At 36.4% G+C, this 25,314-nt stretch carries 23 protein-coding genes and 1 tRNA gene; 12 read left to right on the top strand and 12 right to left on the bottom strand.

Features of this window, described 5'->3' with window-relative positions:
• Nucleotides 1-18: 18 nt before the first annotated feature.
• The 4 genes from metC (at nucleotide 19) to ACFFIT_RS12455 (ending at nucleotide 5,649) form a co-directional block, all read left to right on the top strand.
• Nucleotides 19-1,227, top strand: coding sequence for a cystathionine beta-lyase (metC, locus tag ACFFIT_RS12470; RefSeq protein ID WP_385878121.1), 1,209 nt, complete (start codon nucleotides 19-21; stop codon nucleotides 1,225-1,227).
• A gap of 104 nt (nucleotides 1,228-1,331) precedes the next feature.
• Entirely contained in the window at nucleotides 1,332-2,489 is a 1,158-nt protein-coding gene (gene yqhD, locus ACFFIT_RS12465) for an alcohol dehydrogenase (RefSeq protein ID WP_385878119.1), read from the top strand.
• Between the two features lie 38 nt (nucleotides 2,490-2,527).
• Nucleotides 2,528-4,189 (top strand): Na+/H+ antiporter, encoded by a 1,662-nt coding sequence (locus ACFFIT_RS12460; protein ID WP_385878117.1) that lies wholly within the window; start codon nucleotides 2,528-2,530, stop codon nucleotides 4,187-4,189.
• A gap of 161 nt (nucleotides 4,190-4,350) precedes the next feature.
• Nucleotides 4,351-5,649, top strand: a complete 1,299-nt coding sequence (locus tag ACFFIT_RS12455) for a CynX/NimT family MFS transporter (protein WP_385878116.1) — start codon at nucleotides 4,351-4,353, stop codon at nucleotides 5,647-5,649.
• 86 nt (nucleotides 5,650-5,735) lie between these two features.
• Here ACFFIT_RS12455 and ACFFIT_RS12450 read toward each other — a convergent pair whose 3' ends face one another.
• From ACFFIT_RS12450 to mutT, 3 genes are all read right to left on the bottom strand, one after another.
• The gene (locus ACFFIT_RS12450; protein ID WP_385878114.1) at nucleotides 5,736-6,110 is read right to left on the bottom strand and encodes a cytochrome b562; all 375 of its coding nucleotides are present in this window, start codon (nucleotides 6,108-6,110) and stop codon (nucleotides 5,736-5,738) included.
• A 443-nt stretch (nucleotides 6,111-6,553) separates the two neighbouring features.
• Nucleotides 6,554-6,630 (bottom strand) — tRNA-Pro (locus tag ACFFIT_RS12445).
• 99 nt (nucleotides 6,631-6,729) lie between these two features.
• On the bottom strand, nucleotides 6,730-7,140 hold the full coding sequence (gene mutT, locus ACFFIT_RS12440; protein ID WP_385878113.1) for an 8-oxo-dGTP diphosphatase MutT: 411 nt from the start codon (nucleotides 7,138-7,140) through the stop codon (nucleotides 6,730-6,732).
• 339 nt (nucleotides 7,141-7,479) lie between these two features.
• On the opposite strand from mutT, the gene xseB reads away from it, so the two are divergent.
• The 3 genes from xseB (at nucleotide 7,480) to arcA (ending at nucleotide 9,647) form a co-directional block, all read left to right on the top strand.
• Nucleotides 7,480-7,719: an exodeoxyribonuclease VII small subunit gene (xseB, locus tag ACFFIT_RS12435; RefSeq protein WP_385878111.1), complete on the top strand. Its 240-nt coding sequence runs from the start codon at nucleotides 7,480-7,482 to the stop codon at nucleotides 7,717-7,719.
• Nucleotides 7,720-7,744: 25 nt separating this feature from the next.
• Nucleotides 7,745-8,695, top strand: coding sequence for a (2E,6E)-farnesyl diphosphate synthase (gene ispA, locus ACFFIT_RS12430; RefSeq protein WP_385878109.1), 951 nt, complete (start codon nucleotides 7,745-7,747; stop codon nucleotides 8,693-8,695).
• A 181-nt stretch (nucleotides 8,696-8,876) separates the two neighbouring features.
• Nucleotides 8,877-9,647, top strand: a complete 771-nt coding sequence (gene arcA / locus ACFFIT_RS12425) for a two-component system response regulator ArcA (RefSeq protein WP_385878107.1) — start codon at nucleotides 8,877-8,879, stop codon at nucleotides 9,645-9,647.
• 448 nt (nucleotides 9,648-10,095) lie between these two features.
• Here the strand turns inward: arcA and ACFFIT_RS12420 are convergent, their stop codons facing one another.
• The 3 genes from ACFFIT_RS12420 to ACFFIT_RS12410 all read right to left on the bottom strand — a co-directional run bounded on the left by ACFFIT_RS12420 (nucleotide 10,096) and on the right by ACFFIT_RS12410 (nucleotide 15,273).
• Entirely contained in the window at nucleotides 10,096-10,965 is an 870-nt protein-coding gene (locus ACFFIT_RS12420; protein ID WP_385878105.1) for a hypothetical protein, read from the bottom strand.
• Between the two features lie 901 nt (nucleotides 10,966-11,866).
• Nucleotides 11,867-13,996, bottom strand: coding sequence for a phosphate acetyltransferase (gene pta / locus ACFFIT_RS12415; RefSeq protein ID WP_385878167.1), 2,130 nt, complete (start codon nucleotides 13,994-13,996; stop codon nucleotides 11,867-11,869).
• A gap of 47 nt (nucleotides 13,997-14,043) precedes the next feature.
• Nucleotides 14,044-15,273 (bottom strand): acetate kinase, encoded by a 1,230-nt coding sequence (locus ACFFIT_RS12410; protein ID WP_385878103.1) that lies wholly within the window; start codon nucleotides 15,271-15,273, stop codon nucleotides 14,044-14,046.
• Between the two features lie 194 nt (nucleotides 15,274-15,467).
• On the opposite strand from ACFFIT_RS12410, the gene yfbV reads away from it, so the two are divergent.
• Nucleotides 15,468-15,932 (top strand): terminus macrodomain insulation protein YfbV, encoded by a 465-nt coding sequence (gene yfbV, locus ACFFIT_RS12405; RefSeq protein ID WP_385878101.1) that lies wholly within the window; start codon nucleotides 15,468-15,470, stop codon nucleotides 15,930-15,932.
• 81 nt (nucleotides 15,933-16,013) lie between these two features.
• Here the strand turns inward: yfbV and pflA are convergent, their stop codons facing one another.
• Nucleotides 16,014-16,754, bottom strand: a complete 741-nt coding sequence (gene pflA, locus ACFFIT_RS12400) for a pyruvate formate lyase 1-activating protein (RefSeq protein ID WP_385878099.1) — start codon at nucleotides 16,752-16,754, stop codon at nucleotides 16,014-16,016.
• Nucleotides 16,755-16,888: 134 nt separating this feature from the next.
• Nucleotides 16,889-19,180 carry a formate C-acetyltransferase gene (gene pflB / locus ACFFIT_RS12395; protein ID WP_385878097.1) on the bottom strand — a complete coding sequence of 764 codons (2,292 nt, stop codon included), beginning with the start codon at nucleotides 19,178-19,180 and terminating at the stop codon, nucleotides 16,889-16,891.
• 131 nt (nucleotides 19,181-19,311) lie between these two features.
• On the opposite strand from pflB, the gene ACFFIT_RS12390 reads away from it, so the two are divergent.
• A complete protein-coding gene (locus ACFFIT_RS12390; RefSeq protein WP_385878095.1) occupies nucleotides 19,312-19,476 on the top strand; it encodes a hypothetical protein in 165 nt (54 codons plus the stop codon).
• 61 nt (nucleotides 19,477-19,537) lie between these two features.
• Here the strand turns inward: ACFFIT_RS12390 and rpsT are convergent, their stop codons facing one another.
• Complete coding sequence (gene rpsT / locus ACFFIT_RS12385) at nucleotides 19,538-19,801, bottom strand: 30S ribosomal protein S20 (RefSeq protein ID WP_385878093.1); 264 nt, start codon at nucleotides 19,799-19,801, stop codon at nucleotides 19,538-19,540.
• 366 nt (nucleotides 19,802-20,167) lie between these two features.
• On the opposite strand from rpsT, the gene mdh reads away from it, so the two are divergent.
• From mdh to ACFFIT_RS12370, 3 genes are all read left to right on the top strand, one after another.
• A complete protein-coding gene (gene mdh, locus ACFFIT_RS12380) occupies nucleotides 20,168-21,106 on the top strand; it encodes a malate dehydrogenase (protein ID WP_385878091.1) in 939 nt (312 codons plus the stop codon).
• A gap of 131 nt (nucleotides 21,107-21,237) precedes the next feature.
• Nucleotides 21,238-22,041, top strand: a complete 804-nt coding sequence (gene gloB, locus ACFFIT_RS12375; protein WP_385878089.1) for a hydroxyacylglutathione hydrolase — start codon at nucleotides 21,238-21,240, stop codon at nucleotides 22,039-22,041.
• Nucleotides 22,042-22,441: 400 nt separating this feature from the next.
• Nucleotides 22,442-23,674 (top strand): transglycosylase SLT domain-containing protein, encoded by a 1,233-nt coding sequence (locus ACFFIT_RS12370; protein WP_385878087.1) that lies wholly within the window; start codon nucleotides 22,442-22,444, stop codon nucleotides 23,672-23,674.
• 101 nt (nucleotides 23,675-23,775) lie between these two features.
• Here the strand turns inward: ACFFIT_RS12370 and ACFFIT_RS12365 are convergent, their stop codons facing one another.
• Genes ACFFIT_RS12365 through ACFFIT_RS12355 form a run of 3 tightly spaced genes read right to left on the bottom strand, consistent with a single transcriptional unit; the run spans nucleotide 23,776 to nucleotide 25,209 of the window.
• Nucleotides 23,776-24,345 carry a peptidylprolyl isomerase gene (locus ACFFIT_RS12365; RefSeq protein ID WP_385878085.1) on the bottom strand — a complete coding sequence of 190 codons (570 nt, stop codon included), beginning with the start codon at nucleotides 24,343-24,345 and terminating at the stop codon, nucleotides 23,776-23,778.
• Between the two features lie 28 nt (nucleotides 24,346-24,373).
• Nucleotides 24,374-24,661 carry a DUF167 family protein gene (locus tag ACFFIT_RS12360; protein ID WP_385878083.1) on the bottom strand — a complete coding sequence of 96 codons (288 nt, stop codon included), beginning with the start codon at nucleotides 24,659-24,661 and terminating at the stop codon, nucleotides 24,374-24,376.
• On the bottom strand, nucleotides 24,661-25,209 hold the full coding sequence (locus ACFFIT_RS12355) for a YggT family protein (protein ID WP_385878081.1): 549 nt from the start codon (nucleotides 25,207-25,209) through the stop codon (nucleotides 24,661-24,663). Before ACFFIT_RS12355 ends, ACFFIT_RS12360 begins: the two co-directional genes overlap by 1 nt.
• Nucleotides 25,210-25,314 lie beyond the last annotated feature (105 nt).

Genomic DNA, 25,314 nt, shown 5'->3' with positions numbered 1-25,314 from the left:
ATTGGATTGAGGAAAAAAATGGACAAGAAAGAATTTGATAGTCTACAAAATGTAGATACCCAACTCATCCATTCAGGGAGAAGGGACAGATATACGCAAAAAGCGGTAAACCCAATTATTCAAAGAACTTCCTCTGTGATATTTGATTCTCTTGCTGATAAGACTAAAGCAGGAAAAGAAAATCATTTGACCACCCTCTATTATGGAAGAAGGGGTACGCTGACACATTTTGCGCTAAAAGAATCGCTATGTCTTCTTGAAAAAGGGGCTGGTTGTGCCCTTTTTCCCTCCGGTGCAGCTGCAATCACTCAATCAATCCTGGCTTTTGTAAAAACAGGTGATCATATCTTAATGACAGGTTCTGCCTACGAGCCTTCACAAAGTTTTTGCAACAATTTTCTTAAAAAAATTGGCGTATCAACTACCTTTTTTGATCCCACTGCAACAGATGGAATAACTGACTTAATTACAAAAAACACTCGTATCCTTTTTTTAGAAGCTCCAGGCTCAATTACCATGGAAGTTCAAGATATTCCAAAGCTCGTTAAAGAGGCTCGTAAAAAAAATCCTGAACTCATTATTATGATGGATAACACTTGGGCGGCTGGTTACTTTTTTAAACCCTTATTGCATGGCATTGATATTTCCATTCAGTCCGGAACGAAATATTTAATTGGGCATTCTGACTTTATGCTAGGTTTTGCTGTCAGTAACGAAAGGTGCTGGGATATCCTAAGAGAACAAACCTATTTATTAGGTCAAACCATTGATAGCGATACTGCTTATATGGCCAGTCGAGGACTGAGAACATTAGCTACTCGTCTTAAACAGCATGAGCAAAATGGCTTATTAGTCGCTAATTTTTTAAAAAATCATCCGAAAGTTGATAAAATACTTCACCCTGCATTTGATAGCTGTCCTGGCAATGAATATTTTAAAAGAGATTTTACTGGTGCTTGCGGCTTGTTTTCTTTTACGCTTTCAAACAACCAGAACAAAGATACAATTGCGGCAATGGTCGACAACACTCAAATATTAAAAATGGCATTTTCTTGGGGGGGATATGAGTCTTTAATTTTACCCATCATACCAGAAGATTTAGCAAAAACTCGACCCCAAAACATGCAACTCCATGTCGATACGACACTTTTTAGGGTACACATAGGATTGGAAGATCCTAATGATATCATTGAGGATTTAACCCATATGCTGGCAAAAGCGAATTGATTTAAATTTGGTTTGAAAAATTAATACCCCTGTATTTTAATAGATACATTTCTCAGAAAAAGGTAGTTACCATTTTCTTTTCGTCATACTTTAAGGAGTTTCATATGTACAATTTCCAATTACACACCCCAACAAAAATATTATTTGGACAAAATCAAATTAGTGCTTTGGCTAATGAAATTCCTAAAGATGCTCGTATTCTAATGCTTTATGGTGGTGGAAGCATTAAGAAAAACGGCGTATATGACTCTGTACTAGCCTCACTTAATGGATTCCATGTAGAGGAATTTTCAGGCATTGAAGCAAACCCAACCTACGATACACTGATGAAAGCAGTAGAAATGATTAGAAAAAATAAACTCGACTTTCTGCTTGCTGTAGGAGGAGGATCTGTCATTGATGGAACTAAGTTTGTTGCAGCTGCCGTTAATTATCCAAGCGATCCTTGGGAAATACTCACAACACGAGGAACTAACATAACAAATGCTCTTCCTTTTGGTAGCGTATTAACCTTGCCGGCAACAGGTTCTGAAATGAATAGTGGTTCTGTTATTTCCAGACCAAGTCTTGGGGCAAAATTATCTTTTATGTCCAAGCATTGTTTTCCTTTATTCTCGATTCTTGATCCGACAACAACGTATTCTTTACCCAAACGCCAAATCGCAAATGGTGTTGTCGATGCCTTTGTTCATACCATCGAGCAGTATCTAACTTTTCCAGTAAATGCGCCCATTCAAGATAGATTCGCTGAAGGGATTTTAATCACTCTAATAGAAGAAGGCCCTAAAGCATTAACCACACCAGAAAATTATGAGATAAGAGCTAATATTATGTGGGCCGCAACGATGGCACTTAATGGACTGATTGGCGCAGGTGTGCCGCAAGATTGGGCAACACATATGATAGGTCATGAACTCACTGCTCTTCATGGATTAGATCATGCACAAACACTCGCGATCATTTTACCAGCACTCATCGATACGATGAGACAAAACAAACACGCAAAAATATTACAATATGCTGAGCGTGTTTTCGGTATTACAGATGGTAGTGAAGAAGAGCGTATCAATCGCGCTATTGAAGCGACAAAACACTTTTTTGAACAAATGGGTAACCCTACCACACTAAGTGCATATGGCATAGAGAGGACGAGCATACCTAAACTTCTCGCAAAATTAAAAGAACACGGCATGACGCAATTAGGCGAAAAACAAGACATTACTCTTGAGATTAGCCAAACCATTTTAGAAAAAGCGCTTTAGTGAGATTCTAGATTTAATTTTGAGGTTTTACAGTATTTATGGATATATTTTTAACCATCTTGGTGCTTACCCTGACAGTATCTCTGTCTGGTGTATTAACCCAGATCCTCCCGTTTCAAGCTCCTCTTCCTATTATCCAAATTGGATTAGGGGCTATTCTGGCATTGCCTTATTTTGGGATGCATGTTTCTTTTGAACCTGGTTTATTTTTGCTACTTTTCATCCCTCCTCTTCTCTTTTCAGATGGATGGAAAACGCCTTTACGAGAACTTATTGCAAATTCAAGAGAAATCCTAGGATTGGCCTTAGTTTTTGTGTTAATTACAGTCATAGGTATTGGATATTTTATTCACTGGCTATTGCCTGAACTCCCTTTAGTCGCTGCTTTTGCCTTAGCTGCTGTATTATCCCCTACCGATGCTGTTGCCCTGTCTGGTATCGTGGGCAAAGGAAAAATGCCTCATCGTCTAATGGGTGTTTTAGAGGGTGAAGCATTAATGAATGATGCCTCAGGCCTTGTTGCTTTAAAATTTGCCATTCTGGTCGCGACCGGAATGATGGAATTTAGCGTGTCTACAGCCTCTGTTGAGTTCATCAAGGTAGCGATTGGAGGACTCATTGCAGGTATAGCCGTCACATGGCTTTATTCAAAAGCTTTAATGCTCATGATAAGATGGCGTGGTGACGATCCTGCAACGCAAATCGTAATGCTTTTATTATTGCCTTTTGCTGCATATTTAGTAGCAGAACACCTGCATACTTCTGGTATATTAGCTGCTGTTGCTGCTGGTATTACCTTCAATCAAACCGGTGTCATGCGACAGGCATCTATTGCCACAAGACTTAGAGCTAATGGTGTATGGACCATGCTAGAGTTTGTTTTTAATGGTATGGTATTTATCATGTTAGGATTGCAACTGCCTGATATTTTAACCTCATCCATCATTCAAGCTGAAGTTGATAAAACAATTGAAACCTCAATACTTTTCTTATACGTACCAATTATTTATTTAGCCTTGCTTATATTGAGATTTTCATGGTTTTACCTCATGAAAAAAGGAGGGGATGCACTGTTTAAGAAAAAACCTATGATTTTGTCCCAATATTCAACTAAAGACATTTTTATTGCGACTTTCTCCGGTGTACGTGGTGCAATAACCTTAGCTGGTGTACTTTCTATTCCATTACTGATGGACATCGAAAATGCCATTCCTTTTCCTGGTCGGTACCAACTGGTATTCATCGCTACAGGCATTATTCTACTTTCTATTATTGTCGCTATAGTGACTTTACCCTTTTTACTCAGAGGAGTTGAAGTAGTTGATCATAAGGCCCTAGAGGCAGAGCAGAGAATAGCTAAATTAGCGATGGCAGAAGCAGCCATTAAAACCATACAAAAGATGCAAGAACATCTATCACATGATGCAGAAGAAAATTATGATGATGATATCTTACATGAGGCCAGTTTTAATGCAACCACAACGCTTAGACGTCGTATGGACAATCAAGAAAATGAAGAGCGTTCAATGGCTTTAGAAGCCCTCGAAAAACGTTTTATGCTAGCGGGATTAAGAGCAGAACGCTCTAAACTTTATACGTTAAGAGCAAGAAAAGAGATAAGTAATAGTACCATGAATTTATTGTTACACGATTTAGACTTGCTTGAAGCGGTTCTCATTGACAAAGACCCTACACATTAAATTGAAAGCGCTTCAAATTCATACAATTCGTTTGAAGCGCTTGCATTAACTCTATTTGTCTGGCATCTTAGGTAAATATGGTTATTTTTTTAAGTAACTATAAAACCTCGTAAAATTTCCTGCGGTAATCTAATCTATCTTTAGCTCAGAAAGGAGTCTTCATGGCTAACATCACCCCCTCAAAAAAATTAACCATAAAGCAAGGGAGAGTGTTCATTCTGATAAGTGTACTTGTGACAGCTTTTAATCTAAGAACAGCAGTAACTTCTTTGACACCTCTTATTGAAAAATTACAAGACTCATTTGAATTTAGTAATTTTCTTATCGGTATATTTGGTATGCTACCCACTATGGCATTTGCCGCTGCTGGTATTGTTACTCCAACATTCATACGCAAAGTTAATCTTGAAAGAACGGTCATTGTTGCCATGTTGTTTGCATTCGTAGGTCTATTCTTACGATCGATAAGCCCTAGCATCCCATTTTTTTTACTCAGCTCACTCGTTGCCTTACTAGGAATGGGCATGGGTAATGTAGTACTCCCCCCGTTAGTAAAACGCTATTTTCCTGAAAAAATTGGCAAAATGAGTATTTATTATATTGTAATTCTGCAAGTAGGGACATTAATGCCTGCTTTCATGGCGGTTCCTTTGGCCAATTTATATGATTGGAGATTCTCTCTGGGAGTCTGGGCTATTTTTGCACTGATAAGCCTAGTCCTTTGGCTATACATTTGGTTTAAATATCCAGAAGTTAAAGCATTCAGTGCTACAGAAAAAAAGCTTATGGATGAAAATCTAATTAACCATAATTCGGATGTTTCAGTTGCACTTGAAGCGGCTGAACCGTTATCACAAGAAGAGATAAATGATCGTAAAAAAGGTAAAGTATGGAGATCTCCTTTGGCCTGGGGATTGGCTTTAATGTTCGGTATGACATCTCTCAACACCTATGCAATGTTCAGTTGGTTACCTCGTATATTTACAAGCAGTGGTGCAAGCGAAGTCTTTGCAGGGAATATGGTTGGTCTATTTTCAGCTCTAGGCCTACTCAGCGCATTTGTTGCTCCGATTGCGGCTGTTCGATTAAAAAAGCCCTTGGCTTTTATTATTGGCTGTATTGCTTGCTTTATCTTAGGATATTTAGGATTATTATTAAATCCGATGAGTTACCCTATGGTATGGGTCATACTAGTTGGCTTAGGCCCTAGTACATTTCCATTTGCATTGACTTTAATTAACTTAAGAACCAGGACTTCTAAAGGCTCTGCTTCTATGTCCTCTTTTGGGCAGGGAATTGGTTATCTTCTAAGTTGTGCAGGACCCTTAATGTTTGGGCTCTTCCATGAATGGTTTATGAACTGGACGGCGCCTTTCATTTTTCTAGGGTTTTGCCTTATCATATTATTAATAGGTGGAATTTTGATCAGTCAACCAAGATATTTAGAAGATGAGTGGTAGCAAACATTGCGATTTAATTCCTTAAATCGCAATGTTTTAATGTAACTGAGTACAATTCGCTTTTATCCTAAGATAATCTAAGCTAATTAGCGAAATTGTTTGTGATTAGTATTGCGCACTTCAGCAATTTTTTCTGCAGCAACTTTTGCTTCAGCCATTTTTCCTGCTTTAGCAAGTTCAGCTGCAGCGTCAATTGCAGCGATTAAATCATTATAGCCTTGTTTATAATTTTTAACTTCCTCGCTATTTTCCGTTAAAGAACCAGGAAGAATTTCTGATGCTGCTTGGGCATCAGTACGCATGGCGTCTAAAGCCGCGATAAATTCAGCCGAATCTTCTGTAGTATTAACAATTTGAAATTGTTTAGCTAATGATTGCATATGAGTTGTTAAATCCGCCGAAGCAGTGAAAGATAAACTCATAATTGCAGCCGTTATTATTGCAAGAAGTGATTTACGCATGATATCTCCTGGATAATTGATTGTCTTTGGTTGATGAAATTGAGAGTGACACAAAAGGCAACCATTCTCAACCTCCACTGTCTAAATCCTACCATGAAAATTATCTGCTTACAATGCATAACATTTCTTCAGCCTAAGAATTATTTAAAAAATAAAACATGGCTAACTGGCCTCTATAATATTTAGAATAATTTTAGTCTTAGCTTCCCTATAATTTAATCATTTGAGAGATCTTATAAGTAATGGCATTTAAATAAATTATTTTATATTTTTTTAAATGGACGTTTTCATGTTACTGCACGTGTTACCAAACAATCAAGCTGAAACCGTTTATTAAAGGCTGATAATAGCGACTAAAAGGCATAAAAAAACCCGCTAACCTAGTTTTGGCGCGGGTTTCTTGTTTGTAAGTGGTCATTAAAATTTAATGCAGTTTATTGATTTGGTCGGTGTGAGAGGATTTGAACCTCCGACCCTCAACACCCCATGCTGATGCGCTACCAAGCTGCGCTACACACCGAATAAGACTATGATAGTGAATTTTAATTAAAAATCAAGTCTAATTAATCGAAGAATTTACGTTTTTAAGGAAATCGTTTTTTTATTCTTTAAAAGAGCACTAAGTCAAATTTTTTAATCGCTCAATTACCGTGATATTTAATGGTGGAAATTTTTTAGGATCTAATGAGCTAATAATATGCCATTTTACATCCTGTCCTTCCTTACCATAAGGGGTATTCTTCCATTCTTCGACTAGATAAAAATACAATTTAACATTAGGTTTATTTTCAGATGATGCTTTTTTTTCTTCAATGTGAAATAAACGGTATTTTAATATTTCAAGACCTATCTCCTCTAATAGCTCTCTTTTTAAAGCATCTTCAGGTAATTCATTAGATTCAACTTTTCCTCCAGGGAATTCAAGCATTCCACCATATTTTGTATGTACTGGTCTTGTTGCGATGAAGACTTCATTCACATGATTAACTACGATACCTATGGCAATTGACTGAGTTAGATTTGATGACATTTTATCCCCAATTAATTAAAATAAAAAAATTAAATCTAGTCTAAAATGCTTAGTGCAAAAATGCAATCGAATATGTCAGGAATAAAATCCATACCCATGCTCTTAATTTCAAATCAGGATACTCGTTTTTGATCAATTATAAAATTCCAATTTTAGACAAGAAAATTAGAATATAAATCTTAATACATTGGATAAACGTAATTGAGGCATATTAATTAAATTGTTAAGCTATTTAGGTTTGCCCATATAAAACTTTCAATTGTCGCTTTACATAGTATAATCGGATAAGGAATAAATAGACTGAGTTAACAATTCAAAAACATAAGGAAAATTTATCATATGAATACATCAAATACGCCAGATGACAAAAACACTTTGTCGTTTGAAAAATCGATGGAAGAGTTAGAAAAAATTGTTGAGCAATTAGAAAAAGGCGAATCACCGTTAGAAGAATCATTAATAGAATTTGAACGAGGTATTGCCCTTGCTCGCCAGAGCCAAAAAAAATTAGAAGAGGCTGAACAACGGGTCAAAATTCTTCTATCTAATGATGCTAATGCACCTTTATCTGATTTCTAGTTTCCAAACAAATTAAATTTATATCATGAATAATTCTAGTGTATCGACTATTAAACAAAGATTCGAAAGCGCATTACAAATAACCCAAGAAAGATTTCATCTTTTTACTGCCCATCAATTCAATTTGATAGAATCTGCTAATGAATACCCTCAATCGCTTATTGAGGCTATGCGCTATGGTCTTTTGCTTGGTGGTAAAAGAATTCGTCCGCATCTTTTATATACCATAGGAGAGCTTTTTGGGGTTAATGCTTCTAGTCTAAATTATATGGCGTTAGCCTTAGAATCAATTCATGCCTACTCGCTTATCCATGATGATTTACCTGCGATGGATGATGATGCATTAAGAAGAGGAAACCCGACGTGCCATGTGAAATTTGGCGAAGCGAATGCAATATTAGCAGGGGATGCATTACAAACATTTGCATTTGAAATTTTATCTCGGCCTCTAGAGGATGTCGATGCATCTAAACAACTTAAAATCCTACATTATCTTGCTAAATCAAGTGGCTTAATGGGTATGTGTGGTGGGCAAGTTTTAGATCTTGAAAGTGAAAATAAGTCGATAACATTCACTGACCTAAAAAACATTCATCGTTTAAAAACAGGAGCACTAATAAAAGCAGCTGCTATGATTCCTGTAATAGCAAGTCGATTTGATTCTCCCCTTGTCCTATCTGTGATTGAAAAATATGCAGAAGCTATTGGCTTAGCTTTTCAAATACAAGATGACATTTTAGATGTGATTGGCGATACCAAAACATTAGGGAAATTCGCAGGCGCCGATGAAGCGCTTGGTAAGAACACCTATCCAAGTCTTATTGGGTTAGATGAAGCAAAAAAAATGGCTCATGAACTAATAGAAGAAGCAAATAAACAGATTTCTTTTTTAGCACAGGAAAAACTATTTCACTCTGAAGAAAAATTAATGTTCCTTAAAGATTTGAATCACTTTATCATTACTAGAATGTATTAATCTTTTGGTAAGATCCCCTAAATCACCATTTTCAATAAAAAATAAGTGAGTGATTAGATTCAAAATTAAGTTAAATCAATGTAAAAATTTTTCATTTGAGTTAACATTCATATGCATAGTACTCATCAGCACTGAGATTATTTCCCCCTTATTTCTGAGTAACATAATAAATAGGTCCAGTATGATAAATAATACAACGCCCACATTACTGATTGTAGAAGATGAAATAGTGACACGTAATACTCTAAAAACACTCTTTGAGGCGGAAGGGTACCACGTCCTTCTTGCTAATAATGGCGATCAGATGCAACTTTTTTTAGCTTCGCATACGGTGGATTTAGTTCTATTGGATATTAACTTACCGGGCAAAAATGGTCTTTCTCTTGCAAGAGAAATTCGTAACGAAATTGATGCCGGCTTAATTTTTCTTACAGGTAGAGATAACGAAATAGATAAGATTCTAGGGCTTGAAATTGGTGCTGATGATTACATTACAAAACCTTTTAATCCAAGAGAGTTGACAATTCGAGTAAGAAATTTATTACAAAGGACCATGAAAGCCAAACAACAAGCTTTACTTAGAACTGAAGAATTAATTAAGCAAAATGAATTATCCGTTGAACCGAATACGCCTAGTGCACATATTTATTTCTATGGATGGGAGTTAAATACTGATAGTCATCAACTCATCAGCCCTACGGGAGAGGCTTTTCAATTACCTAGAAGTGAATATCGTGCGCTTCATCATTTGTGCTTACATGCAGGAAAAATACAATCAAGACAAATCTTACTCGAAAAAATGACAGGTAGGGAATTTAAAGAACATGACAGAACGGTGGATGTCACTATAAGACGATTACGCCAATACTTTGAATCTCATCCTCAAACACCAGAAGTCATTGCGACAGTCCATGGTGAAGGTTATCGCTTTACTGGCGAAATTGAGCACTAACAAAAGCCATGCAAAATGCTCAATAACATTTAAAACTCAATCCTAACACGTTAAAAGCCCTATGAGCAGAATGACACTAAGATTTCCCCAAAAATGAGATCTTGTTGCAGGCGATTAGAAATCCTAGTGAAATATTTTCCTAACTAGGTTTTTTGAAAAAAAAACAACTGGCTATACTCAAGTTACTTCAAGGTACAGGGGGAGATATTGTTCGAATTACCATTCAGCAGTATTAAGGAATGCTCAAACCTGCATCTTGATTTCCACTGAGTATATAATTCAATTTAAAGACAAGCACGCAATGAACGCATCTATTTTAAAAATGTGAGTTCTCTAAACTGAGCGCAATTTCTACTGAATGAGAAGAGTAAACTCTCGGTTATAAAACCATTGGATACAAGTAGACAGGATAATTTTTTTTAGTCTTTAAATTTGTCCAAAGTCCCAGTTATCCTTCTTGGTTTGATCTTAATACAAAAGATTCTGTTTTGATTTTATGAGATCCTAATGCATAAAGAGTATGCCCTCCGTTCGATTGACTACCTGAAATTGGAATTTCATTTTCAAACTTTAAATAATAATACTCGCCTTTGTCTTTAGGAGCAGTCAAATCATACTCTAGAATGAAAGGGTATTTATTATCAATTTCGCCAAAATATCGTTGAGTATTAGTGCCACAATTTTCGATACAGGCTAATTCTAAAAGAACGTTACCCTTATTGGGAAAAAATACTTTTTTTAGAGAGATCTTATTATTTTCGTAAGATTTTATATAAAAAACATTTCCATATGCATTTGGAATTTCAGCAGTGTAGGGTTTAATTAATTCATCACATATTTTTTTAACATTACTAAATAGTTCAGAAAATTCCTCATAATCATCAGAATTGACTTTTATATTCAGCTCACATTCTTTACCGTAGTTTTGTACTTTATTAAATTTGATATCGTGATTGAATTCATCCCATACATATAAAGATTTCACGACGGTTAGCTCATTTTCTGAATACTCCATAACTAACACGTGCTCAGAATGAATACCTACTGAGGAGCTCCATGTCTGAAATATGAATTTATCACCCAGTTTCCTTAAAATAGTTCCTGAGCGCATCCCTTCTATGCTTTTTTCCTTAAAAAATGGCTGTTGTGTTGCACTTACATAAAGATTCTGATGATAAAAGTTTTCAAAGTTAGCCTCTCTGTTGAAAGTTAATTCACATTCTTCACTAAGCGATTTGTCATAACAGTCTATGGGCTTTGCCTGAACATAGCCCAAAATGCCCAATAACAGCAAAATAGTGGCAACTACTTTTATCACAATATTTACCTCATCATCTCTCAAGGTCGTCCTCATTTAGCAAGCTTAGAAAACGCACATTGAAATGAAAAAAGCCTTTCAAATATTCATTTAATTATTCTAATATGGGCACGAATCGATACTCTTTCAAATTTAGGATTAAACTATTATATTCGTATCTCTCTGCATAAGGAAAAACTTCTTGTTTTAACCATATTAGCTTTTAAGATTCTTGCTAACCCGGCAACTTCATCTGCTTGTCCAAAAATGGTTTGATTATTTATATTAGCCACTAATAAATGGTTTTTTATGTGATCACTTTAGCATAATCAATTGATTTAAATGCTATAAAATGGGGGGGGAAGGGTAAGTCCCTCGACATAAAAAATCCCTGAAAGTATCTACAATTTACGACTCAAGTAGTTTTTTGTTCCTAGTTTTATAGTTGCTTATCAAAGCACCTATTATTCGCCTAAACGAAAAAAAGGATGGAGGTTGTGCGTAGGGATAATAATCACATTGAGTAAAGTTTCTAAGGGATTGTACACAGTAGAAAAACTGTTTTTTGCAGATCCATTTGCTACAGGTAAAATATGACAAATATTTAAAGCTTTCAGGCAACAGCAAGACTAAATTGTCTCAATTCTAAACAATATATCTGAGAGATATATTAACTAAACTCCCCCTCTTGCCTTAACAAAGATACAGATGAGTTGCTTTCATTCAAACCAAGTGAAACAATGCAATAATCACAAAATAAAATCAAAAAATTTAAAATTTTTGTTGAAAAAAATGATTTGACCTGCGTTCATCTGAAGCATACATTTAAAGAAGCCATAACAGAATACACTGTTCATATGATTCTTTTATGGCTAATTATTGAAATAATGGATTCAAGCAATAACTAAAAAGTCCATACCATTTAAGATTGCGTAGCTTGAATTGCTGTCAGTGCAATCGTGTAAACAATATCATCTACCAGCGCACCTCTTGACAGGTCATTAACTGGCTTTCTCATTCCTTGCAGCATGGGTCCAATCGAAATTAAATTCGCTGAACGTTGAACCGCTTTGTAGGTCGTATTCCCTGTATTTAAATCTGGGAAGATAAATACGGTTGCTTTACCTGCTACAGGAGAGTCTGGTGCTTTAGAACGGGCGACATCAGCCATTACAGCAGCATCATATTGCAGCGGCCCATCAATAATAAGATCTGGTCGCTTAGCTTTTGCGATTTCAGTTGCTTCTCTGACCTTATCCACATCACTTCCTGCTCCAGAAGTACCGGTAGAGTAGGATATCATAGCCACTTTAGGTTCAATACCAAAAGCAGTGGCAGAATCTGCTGATTGAATAGCTATTTCAGCTAATTGCTCTGCAGTAGGATCAGGATTAATAGCACAGTCGCCGTATACTAGTACTTGTTCAGGTAATAGCATAAAAAATACAGAAGAAACAATTGAACTACCTGGGGCTGTTTTAATGATTTGTAGCGGTGGACGAATGGTGTTAGCCGTTGTATTTACTGCACCTGAAACTAGTCCATCCACTTCACCACGTTCTAACATCATGGTGCCAAGCATAACATTATCTCGCAATTGTTCTTTTGCAACCACTTCAGTAATGCCTTTACTTTTTCTAAGCTCCACCAATCTATCGACATAATTACCTCGAATTGATTTAGGGCTCATGATTTGTACAGATGACGGTAATATTAATCCTTGTGACTCAGCGATATGATTAATCTCATCCGCTTCTCCTAAAAGAATAGTCCTGGCAATACCGCGTTCAGCACAAATCACAGCAGCTTTAATGGTTCGAGGCTCATTCCCTTCAGGTAAAACGATACATTTGTTGGCTTTACGAGCATATTCAGTGAGTTGAAATCTAAAAGCAGCAGGTGAGAGACGTCTGGCTCTTTTTGAGTTAGCTGTCATCTTTTCAATCCAATTTGCATTCATCTGTTCAGCGACAAAATGCATTATTTTTTGTGCGCGTTCTTTATCAGAAGGTGGTACTTGCAAATTGATGTTCTGAAGATTTAATGAAGTTTGCCAGGTATTTGTGTCCACAAGAAATACAGGCAAACCTGTTTTAAATGCTTGTTCGCATAATCGCGTAATTCTCGCATCTAATTCATATCCACCTGTTAATAATACTGCACCTATTTCTACTCCATTCATAGCTGATAAACTGATCGCAACAAGCACCTCAGGCCTATCTGCAGAGGTAACAAGCAATGAACCAGAGCGAAATAAAGAAAGCATCGTTGGAATACTACGCGAGCAGAAAGTCACAGATTTGATTCGCCTTTTAGCAATATCACCTTCATTTATAACACGTGCATTTAAGTGTTTAGCCAAATCAATTGCTCTGGTCGCTATTAACTCTGGATTCCAAGGTATCGTCGCTAAAATGGGTAAAGGACAATGAATTTGTAGATCTGATGGGTTAATTTTTACTTTTTGAGCGCCAATTTTATCATTATCTTCAAAGATATCTGACAAATCGGGTCTTAAACGTCCCATATCATCAACTGGGGCATTTAACTTATTAATAATGACCCCCATGATATGAGGATTTTTTGTTCCCCCTATAGAAGCAGTTGCAATTTCTAAACGTTTTTTTATCTGTTCTGGCCCTTCATTTCCAAGCGCCATTACAAAGATAATCTCAGCATCCAGTGTTTTTGCGATTTGAAAATTCAAATGATTAGCAAATTCATGTCGACGTGTTGGGACTATACCTTCTATCAAAGCAATTTCATTTCCATCATTATTTTGATGAAAGCGATTTAATATTTCTTCTAAAAGTTCATCTTCTTGATCAGTACCTAATAGTGCCTCAGCCTTTTTCATCTCTATAGATTCACCGATAGAGATTGAAGAATTAGCCTTTAAAATTTCAGAAGTATGATCTGGGGCATCAATGTCATGATAAGTCTGTGCTATGGGTTTAAAAAAGCTGACACTCATCCCTTTTTGTTCCATGGCATGAACCATACCTAGGCTTACACTGGTTAATCCCACCCCAACACTTGTTGGAATGAGCATTATAGTTCTGGCTTGTGGCATATCGAATCCTTTTTATTAAATTAACACTATTTTGTTAACGCTGCAGTATCTTGCGCGATGACCCATTCTTCATTGGTTGGAATAACTAGAGCTAAGCGGCTACTGTCTTTGGTAATTAGACCTGATTTACCAAACCTTGTTGCTAGATTACGTTCATCGTCACAAAAAATTCCGAGTAAACCTAGTTTTTTCAGTGTAAGTTCTCTGACTAGTGCTGAATTTTCCCCAATACCACCTGTAAAAACAATCGCATCAAGTTGACCATCTAAAAGAGTTGTATAACTCGCAATATATTTAGCTAATCTATGACAAAATATATCCATCGCACGGGTAGCATCCTCTTTTTTACCATAATTATCTTCTACATAGCGACAATCACTGGTGACTTCGGTAATACCCAGAAGACCAGATTCCTTTGTTAGCATGGCATTAATTTTATCCACAGACATGCCAAGCGTATCATGCAAATAAAAAATAATTGCTGGATCCATATCCCCACTACGAGTTCCCATTACAAGGCCTTCTAAAGGAGTTAACCCCATAGAGGTATCGACACTTTGACCATTTTTTATCGCCGTGATGGAACTCCCATTACCAAGGTGGCAAGTAATAATATTCGTCTTTTCGATCGGTTTATTTAAAAATTTAGCGGCTTCTCTACTTACAAATAGATGACTTGTTCCATGAGCACCATAGCGCCTGACTCCATGTTCTTTATAAAGCTGATAAGGTAAAGCATATAAAAATGAGGATTCTGGCATCGTTTGATGAAAAGCGGTATCAAACACAGCAACATGCTTTTCACTTAAATGAGGGAACGCTTTTTTTGCTTCCTGAATCCCAATAATGCCAGCAGGATTATGCAATGGAGCAAATGAAATAGCGTCTTCAATTCCTTTAACCACTGTCTCAGTAATAACAGTTGATTGAGTAAAATTTTCACCACCATGGACAATTCTATGACCAATCGCTGTAATCTTGTTTGCTAGTGAAGAATTAGTACTTAGTATTTTATCAACAATAAAACTGAGTGCAGAGGCATGAGCCGCGCCATCACCTAATTGTGCTTCTGACTTTTGAACATCTCCACCTAAGTCTAATTTCCATTTTATTCTTGCATCAGCAAGACCTAAACATTCAGCCAAACCATTCAAATAAAAGTGTCCATTTAAGGCGTCTACAATAGCAAATTTCAAAGATGAGCTACCACAATTTAAAACAAGAATGGCTTCTTGGGTTTCAACAGTATTTGACATAAAATTTTCCTAGCAAAGAGTGAAAAGTAGATGGTTTTAAAATAACAATAGATACGAATCGTACCTGGCAGATTAATTATACAATATTGTGAATTATATTGGGGAAAATATCATTTGTATCTTTACTTGCCTACATGATAATATTTTTAAAAATAACAATGACTCATTCATCTAACTTAGGTATATCTATTAAAATGTCGATACAGATTCCTCCTCGCCCTCCTAAAGATTCATTCTGGGCGTTACTCAGACAGGGGCAAAACTACAGAAAAACCTTTCCTCGTATAAAACTGTTATCTCTTATTTTTAAAGAATATCATGTTATCAAGATAACGGGCTTTGCTATTAGAGGCATGCCGCCTTTGGCCGTTTTTTCAATTTGTTGGGCTTTAATGCTCAATGCAAATTTAGCGATTGCAACGACTGCAGCCACGTTTGCATTATCAATTCCCATTCAGTGCCTCTATTGGTTAGGTAAAAGGGCATCATCCCCTATACCAACATCGCTCAACGAATGGCTCAAGGAAATTCATCAAAAACTGAACGAGTCAGGTCAAAATCCTCCCGCTCTATCAAGTACACCGTCCTATTTAGAATTTGCCAACATTTTAAAATTGGCTTTTGAGACATTAGATGAAGAATTTATCGAAAGTTTGTAAGTACTGGGTACTGGCGATTAAATAAGGATGTTAGCTATCTCTTCTACTATGAGTACGCTATACGGTTATTTTACTGTTCTGCTAGTAAACAGCTGGAACGCCATATCCCTCGATAATATCCTGTAAACGGGCTAACGTCTCTTTAGGTGGTGGAGTGACTCCTTCAAGTGGATATTTTTCTTTAAGAGTCGTCCATTTATGTTTACCTAATTCATGGTAAGGTAAAATCTCAATTTTTTCTATGTTATAAAGAGTTGAGACAAATCGTCCTAATCGATGTGCCGAATCGTCATCATCCGTGAACCCAGGGACTACAACGTAACGTATCCACGTTTTTTTATTTCTTTTGGCTAAGTAATTTGCAAACTGAAGTGTTCTTTTATTTGACACTCCCACTAATTGTTGGTGAACTTCATCATTCATCTGTTTTATATCTAACATCACTAAATCAGTAAGAGAAATCAACTCATCTATTGTTTCGTCATAATGTCTTACAAATCCATTGGTATCCAAACAGGTATGAATATCCTTTTTTTTGCATTCCAAAAACCAATCTCGTACAAAAGAGGCCTGCAGCACAGCTTCCCCACCAGTGGCAGTCACCCCACCTCCAGAAACATCCATGTAGTGCTTATAAGAAATGAGCTCTCCCATCAACTCTTCCACAGTTATCTCTCTGCCACCCTGAAGATCCCATGTATCACGATTATGACAATACATGCAACGCATTAAACAACCTTGAAAAAAAACGATATAGCGTATACCTGGGCCATCGACTGTGCCGCAGGTTTCAATGGAATGGATACGACCTAAACTAGACATTGTGACCTCCTTAAATGAGGTTTATAAACGGTTAGTTAGATTATTTGATAGCCTTTCAACTAGTTACCTTTCAACCACTTTTCCGGTAAGCTCAGATGAAAGGTAACTTAACTATTTGTCAAATGAGATATAGACTACATTGAACTTGTAAAAGTACGAGTAATCACATCTTGCTGCTGCTCTCTTGTTAATGAATTAAATCTTACTGCATAACCGGACACTCGAATAGTTAATTGTGGATAAAGTTCAGGATCATTCATCGCCTCAACCAACATATCTCTGTTTAATACATTTACATTAAGATGCTGACCGCCCTCAATAGAGGCAGAATGATGAAAATAACCATCCATCATACCAGCTAAATTAGTTTTTCGATCCTCTTCTGTTTTGCCTAATGCATTAGGAACAATCGAAAATGTGTAAGAAATGCCATCTTTTGCATAAGCAAAGGGGAGTTTTGATACCGAAGTTAAAGAGGCAATAGCTCCTTTATTGTCCCTACCATGCATAGGATTAGCGCCAGGTCCAAAAGGTGCACCTGCTTTTCTTCCATCGGGTGTATTACCTGTTTTTTTACCGTAAACTACATTAGAGGTAATAGTCAAAACTGATTGAGTAGGTATTGCATCACGATACGTTTTAAGGCGTTGAATTTTTTTCATAAATCGTTCAACAAGATCACATGCGATTTCATCGACTCGCTTATCATTATTACCGAATTGAGGGAATTCACCTTCAATTTCAAAATCAATAGCAATACCATCCTCATCACGTATAGGTTTTACTTTTGCATATTTTATAGCTGATAAGGAGTCCGCCGCAACAGACAATCCTGCAATACCGCAGGCCATTGTCCTTCTGACATCTCTGTCATGCAATGCCATAAGGGCAGCTTCATAGCTATATTTATCATGCATGAAATGAATAGTATTTAATGCTGTAACATATTGTTTAGCTAGCCAATCCATAAAACCGTCTAATCTAGACATGACGTCTTCATAATCTAAATACTCAGCAGTGATTTTTTCAGTTTTTGGACCCACCTGAATTTTTAATTTTTCATCCACTCCACCATTAATTGCGTAGAGTAACGTTTTAGCTAAATTTGCGCGGGCACCAAAAAATTGCATATGCTTACCAATCACCATAGGGCTTACACAGCATGCAATTGCATAATCATCGCTATTAAAATCTGGTCTCATTAAATCATCATTTTCATATTGTAATGATGAAGTATCAATAGAGACCTTTGAGGCATATTTTTTGAATGTTATGGGCAGTTTTTCGGACCACAATATAGTCATATTGGGCTCTGGTGAAGGACCCATCGTATACAGCGTATTCAAAAAGCGATAAGTCGTTTTGGTAACCATTGTGCGTCCATCTAATCCCATTCCAGCTAGAGATTCAGTAGCCCAGATAGGATCGCCAGAGAAAAGTTCGTCATATTCTGGTGTCCTTAAAAAGCGAACCATTCTTAATTTCATCACTAAGTGATCGACAAGTTCTTGAGCATCGCGTTCAGTAAGTTTTCCTTCTTTCAAATCGCGCTCAAAATAAATATCTAGGAAGGTAGATACTCGACCAAATGACATCGCTGCACCATTTTGAGATTTAACCGCAGCAAGATAACCAAAATAAGTCCATTGAACTGCTTCTTGCGCATTATTTGCAGGTTTAGATATATCAAACCCATACTGTTGAGCCATCTCTTTCATTTTAGCTAAGGCTCTATGTTGCTCGGCTATCTCTTCTCTTAATTGAATGGTCATTTGTAAGTTTTTTCCCTCTTCAAGCATAGTCTGAAGAGAGTTAAATTGATCTATCTTATCCTTCATTAAGTAATCTACGCCATATAATGCGATTCGTCGATAGTCGCCAATTATGCGACCCCGACCATAGGCATCGGGTAAGCCTGTAAGTACACCAGATTTACGACATCTTAAAATATCCTGAGTATAGACATCGAATACACCTTGATTGTGGGTTTTACGATACTCTGTAAAAATATGTTTTAATTCAGGTTTAAGCTCTTTACCATACGCTTTAAAAGAACTCTCAATCATGTTGACACCGCCAAAAGGCATAATAGCTCTTTTTAGCGGTGCATCTGTTTGTAATCCAACAATTTTTTCAAGAGACTTATCAATATAACCTGCTTTATGAGACGTAATAGTGGACACAATCTCAGTGTCAAAATCTAAAGGAGCATGGGTACGATTTTCTTCTTTGATACCCTCCGAGACCTTTTCCCAAAGAATCGTAGTATTCGAGGTTGCCCCCTCTAGAAAAGCTTCATCCCCCTCATACGGGGTATAATTAAGATGGATAAACTCTCGCACATCAACATGGTTTTGCCATTCTCCAACAGTAAAGCCTCTCCATGCATTTTGTTGATAATCCTGGATATTGATACGTTCAGTCATAACTTTTCTCCTAATTAATCTTTAGAAAAAGCCCTCATTGGCTGACATCAGAGTAACAACCTCAATGGTCAAACCATTTGACCTAGATCATATTAATACTGAATGGAGATCGGATTTACTTAATTTGACGAATGAAGATCACTAGCATAGATAAAGGCAGAGAAGAATTATTCAAATTTGGATGTGGATTTGGATTTGGATTTGGATTTGGATTTGGATTTGGATTTGGATTTGGATTTGGATTTGGATTTGGATTTGGATTTGGATTTGGATTTGGAGAATATTATCACAAATAAGAGAAAATATAGGGCTAAAAAAATCCCACTGTGTGGGATTCTTAATATTAATAAAAAACAATTATGCCATTGCTGCGATATGTTTAGCTAGGTTCGCCTTATGACGTGCTGCTTTGTTTTTATGGATTAAACCACGTGCTGCTTGTCTATCTAAGATAGGCTGCATAACAGCGAAAGCTGCTACTGCTTCATCTTTATTTTGAGCTTCGATTGCTGCGTATACTTTTTTAATATATGTACGCATCATTGAACGACGACTTGCATTGTGTTGGCGGCGTTTTTCAGATTGAATCGCACGCTTCTTAGCTGATTTAATGTTAGCCAAGGTAAACTCCTGAATTTCTTTAAAAGTAGTTAGAAAAAAGCTGGTTACCACATAACATATGGAAAACCACATAATAATGCCAAAATTTAGAGGTTAAAAACACGATTTCTCAGTTACACAAAAGAGCAATGTTTTAAAGGGGAGAGAAAATAGCGCTTTTAAACATAATTGTCAATCCCATTTTACTATTTAACCAAAATAGTTGCTACATATTTTATAAATTCTGCTGAACTTTTACAAAAAGGCAAAAAATGCGATCTCTGTACTATTCAAAAAAGCAAGAAAAGTGTAATGTATATGGGCATATTATCCAAGTGATACATGTTTAAATTCATTATACCATAATTTTATAAAGGGAGTCATCCAATGAAAGTTGCAGTTCTTGGCGCCGCTGGCGGAATCGGACAAGCATTAGCCCTCTTACTTAAAACTCAATTACCTGCAGGTTCGGATTTAGCTTTATATGACATTGCACCTGTTACCCCGGGCGTTGCTGTTGATTTAAGCCATATTCCAACCGCAGTAAATATCAAAGGTTTCTCAGGTGAAGACGCAAAACCAGCGCTTGAGGGAGCTGACATTGTCCTTATTTCTGCAGGTGTTGCCCGTAAACCGGGTATGGATCGTTCCGATTTATTTAATATTAATGCGGGAATTGTTAAAAATCTTATCGAGCAAGTTGCAACCACATGTCCTAAAGCTTGTATTGGTATCATTACTAATCCTGTGAATACAACCGTAGCAATCGCTGCTGAAGTATTAAAAAAAGCAGGCGTTTATGATAAAAATAAATTATTTGGTATAACAACCCTCGACATTATTCGTTCAAATACTTTTGTAGCAGAACTCTTAAATGTAGCGCCTACATCAATTGAAGTCCCTGTGATTGGTGGACATTCTGGTGTTACTATTTTACCTCTATTGTCTCAAGTTCCAGGAGCTAACTTTAGCGCTGAAACAATAGAAAAATTGACCTCTCGTATTCAAAATGCAGGTACTGAAGTTGTTGAAGCAAAAGCAGGTGGCGGGTCGGCTACACTATCAATGGGTCAGGCTGCAGCACGCTTTTGTCTTTCTTTGATCAGTGCAATGCAAGGCAATCAGAATGTTATTGAATGCACTTATGTCGAAGGCGAGGGTGAGTTTGCTCGTTTCTTCGCTCAGCCTGTTAAATTAGGTAAAAATGGGGTCGAGGCGCGTTTACCAATCGGTGATTTGAGTCCTTTTGAAGAAAAAGCACTCCATGGAATGCTCGATGTACTCAAAGCTGATATTACCTTAGGGGAAAATTTCATTAACAACTAAGCCAAATCAGCTATAGTACTTCATTGACTTTATTTACTCTCTTAATGCCATATTTGATATATTGGCATTAAGAGAGCTCTTTTAAATACCTGCTCAATTTAAATATCGACTCTCTATTTACGATAAAATATATGGCTCACAAAAATATCAAAACTGTTACACATAACTCACTATTACTTACCTGTTTGCCTGTTTTAGAAGATAATTACATCTGGCTTTTAACAGAAACTAATCTTCCAAATCATCCAACATATGTTATTGATCCTGGAGAAAGTAATTCTGTATTAAACTACATAAAAGAACAAGATTACCAATTAGTGGGTATTTTGCTCACCCATCACCATTACGACCATACCGATGGGATTTGTGATCTCATGACTCAATTCCCAGATATTCCTGTTTATGGACCTCGTGAAACACTAAATAAGGGAGCAACACATGTTGTCGAAGATAATCAAGTGCTCAGCTTATTTGATTTACCGTGCAAAGTTATAGAAACACCAGGACATACATTGGGCCATGTGTGTTACTATTTTGATCCTTTTTTATTTTCAGGTGATACACTCTTTAGTGCGGGATGTGGAAAACTTTTTGAAGGCACTTGCGAACAAATGTTCGAATCATTTATCAGGCTCTATCAGCTGCCTGATGAAACATTAGTGTGTGCAGCACATGAATACACTTTAAAAAATTTACAATTCTCTGCTTCAATTGACAAATCAAATGAACATATTGAATTTACAATTAAAAATGTTGAAATGCTTTATTCTGCAAATTTACCCAGTTTACCTGTACAATTAGGAACTGAGAAATTGATAAACCCTTATTTTTTAATCATAAAAAAGCATATGCAGGGGCCTAATTTACCAGAAATAGATGTAAAAAATGCACGGGAATCATTTTGCCTTATTCGTAAATTAAGGGATAATTTTTAATCAAAAGCTTGTACTCATCTCAAAAGGTGGTTATTATCACCCTATAGAGATGAAATTTTGGATGAATTTTATTCACTCCTTATATAATTTGGAGTAACATAAAGTTTCATTTCTTTTTTTTCATGGAGGGATTTTTTTGTGATCTCTCTAAAAAATCAACCTTGTGCATTCTCTTTTACAAAATAAAAGAACCTAGCACTAAAATTAAACGTCTTTAAACACTTAAACATGCCACATATGCAGTACAGAAAAATGATTACAGGTATTCTCTAATACATAAAAAAATTATTTTATACAAATGTACAAGCTCTATCCTAAAAGCACCCCATTGATTTTTTTTTTATAATTTGCTTTTGCGATATTATGTACCACATTGTTTTAAGAAAATTGACCTAATCCTATGAAAAAAACATTACAAACACTACTATTTACTACTGTATTCGCCACATTCTTATTAACTGGCTGTCAAAGTCAATCTAATGCTAAGACGATTGTTGCGCCAACCACAACCGATAATCCGGATTTAGATTGGATCGATAAGACATTTAAAAAACAAGATATTTGGACTTTCGTAGCAAGTGAAATGACCCTGCCTAATGAAAAAAATGACAGGGTACAAAAAGAAATTGCTTTTTATGAAGGAAAGACACGTTACTTTAAAGATGTATCTAAGCGTGCAGAACCCTACATGTATTGGATAAGTAAAGAGATAAAAGATCGTAACTTACCTATGGAATTAGTCCTTATTCCTGTCATAGAAAGTGGCTTTCAAACTGAAGTTGTCTCCTCACAAAATGCCGCTGGATTATGGCAATTTGTTCCTAGTACTGGAAAAAACTTTGGCTTAACCCAAAATCAACGTTATGATGGACGCCATGATGTGGTAGCCTCTACTAAAGCAGCGCTCGATTTATTAGAAAAATTAAATAAGATGTTTGATGGTGATTGGTTACTTACTTTAGCTGCTTATAACAGTGGTGAGGGCAGAGTGATGAAAGCAATTGCAGCAAACAAAAAGAAAGGTCAGCCTACGGACTACTGGTCACTGAGCAGTTTACCCTCTGGTACGCAACAGTACATTCCTAGAATTCTCGCATTACAAACTATCTTCAAAAATCCCGAAGCATATGGAGTAAGCTTGACTAAAGCCGATAAATCACATGCGTTAATTCCGGTTAAAATAGATCAGCCTATCGAGCTTTCCGCAGCTGCAGACAAACTAGGTATTACTGAAGGTCGCTTACAAACACTTAATGCTGGTTACAAAAAAGGGGTTACCAGAGAAAATGGAGAACACTATGTTTTATTACCTAGGGCATTAGAAAAACGCTTCATCTCTTCTATTGAATCAGGTGAAATTGCGAGAGCAAGCTTTACTAATAGTGAGAAATCAACTGCTCTAGTTAGTAATGAGAAAAAATCCACTAACAAAAAAAGTGCAACAGCTAAGAAAGCTTCAAGTAGTCCAGAGACAAAAATAGTCTATACTATTAAAAAAGGAGACTCCTTAGGTTTAATTGCTCAAAAACATGGCGTTAAACTTAAAGATTTAAGAAGTTGGAATGCAATTAAAGACGATAAGAAATTACAATTAGGGGCAAAAGTCACTATCTATGTAAAAAATAGTTCTTAAGTTATTTTTGAAAAGTACAGTTCTAAAAAAAGGCGCTAAGGCGCCTTTTTTTAGAACTGTACTTTTAGGTATTGACTACACAGCGAGTACTCGCTTTAAAATCACTTAAGTATTTCCACTTTTTCAATAACCACCGGTTCTACTGGTACATTTTGGTGAGGTCCTTGATTACTCGTTTTTACATTAGCTATTACATCGACGATATCTAATCCTTCCGTCACTTTTCCAAAAACAGCATAACCATAATCACGCTCGCCATTATCTAAAAATTTATTATCTGCTACATTAATAAAAAATTGAGAGGTAGCACTGTCTACTTCACCTGTACGGGCCATTGCAATCGAACCTCGTACATTTTTCAATCCATTTTCCGCCTCATTTTTGATAGGCGAGCGAGTATCTTTTTGTGACAATTCTTTATCAAAACCTCCCCCTTGAATCATAAATCCAGGAATAACTCGATGAAAAATCGTCCCCTCATAATATCCAGCATTAGCATATTCAACAAAATTATTAACCGTAATGGGTGCTTTTTCATCATCTAAAACTAACGTGATAGGCCCTTTATTAGTGGTCATTTTGACAATAACATCCTCAGCTAATGCATTCATACTCATTATCAAACTACTCAACGTGATAAATGCCATACTGGTTTTTTTTATTACTCGCATAGACGACTCCTTGTTTTAAAAGTAGATACTACTTGGGGTTAAAATGATGAACAACCTCAACGAGTGATTCCGGAATAATTTCCGGTGCAATAATCTCTACTCGTTTATGTCGGCTAAGTTCTCCATTAATGATAACAATATTTTTTTTAGGTACCCTGAATGTTTTTGCTAATAATTTAATCACATGCTCATTTGCTTTACCATCAACAGGTGGAGCAGTAATAGCGAGTTTATATTCATCGCCATGCCATCCAACCCATTGATCACGACTGGCCTTTGGTTGAATATATAAGGCCAATTTTATCGATGGCTTCATTAAGAGATGCTCATAGCTATAATTTGAGAAATAACTTTATTTGCTAATATGGCATGTAAATAATCTAAAAAATAGAGGACAAATAAAAATATCATAACCGAAAAATCAATCATTCCGACAGGAGGAACAACTCGCTGAATAGGGGCGATCAGTGGACTAGTTAATTGAAAGATCACTGCATCAATGGGATTGCGCCCTTGACTCACCCAGCTCAGAATAACTTTGATGATCATTACCCAAAAAATAGTTTCACCAACAAGATGGATATACTCAAAAGCGCTTAACGCCACAATAGCGGGCACCGGAAACTGTCCTTTTGCAAGAAAACATTTAATCACGACCAATACGAGGGCAAGCAAGGCACTAGCTGCATCAATCTTGCTTTTAGATGGCAGTAAACTTCTGATAGGCTGAGTAACTGGATTTGTTAATTTCACAATCGTTTGAGAAAAAGGATTGTAGAAATCTGCTCGAACAAGTTGCAACCAAACTCTTACAAACAAAAACATCACACATAAATCAATGAGTTGAAAAACTAAATTAATCATAAAAACTCCTAATTACAAGGCTTGTTGTCAGCCATTGAATACCCAGTAAATACGTCTGAAATACCTCAGTTTATCTTACTGGTATATCTTCGCTTTCTTAGAGAA

The sequence above is a fragment of the Thorsellia kenyensis genome (assembly GCF_042432445.1).
Classification (GTDB): domain Bacteria; phylum Pseudomonadota; class Gammaproteobacteria; order Enterobacterales; family Thorselliaceae; genus Thorsellia; species Thorsellia kenyensis.
The sequence above is the reverse complement of the archived record's forward strand: the minus strand, read 5'-3'. Positions and strand labels throughout refer to the sequence as shown.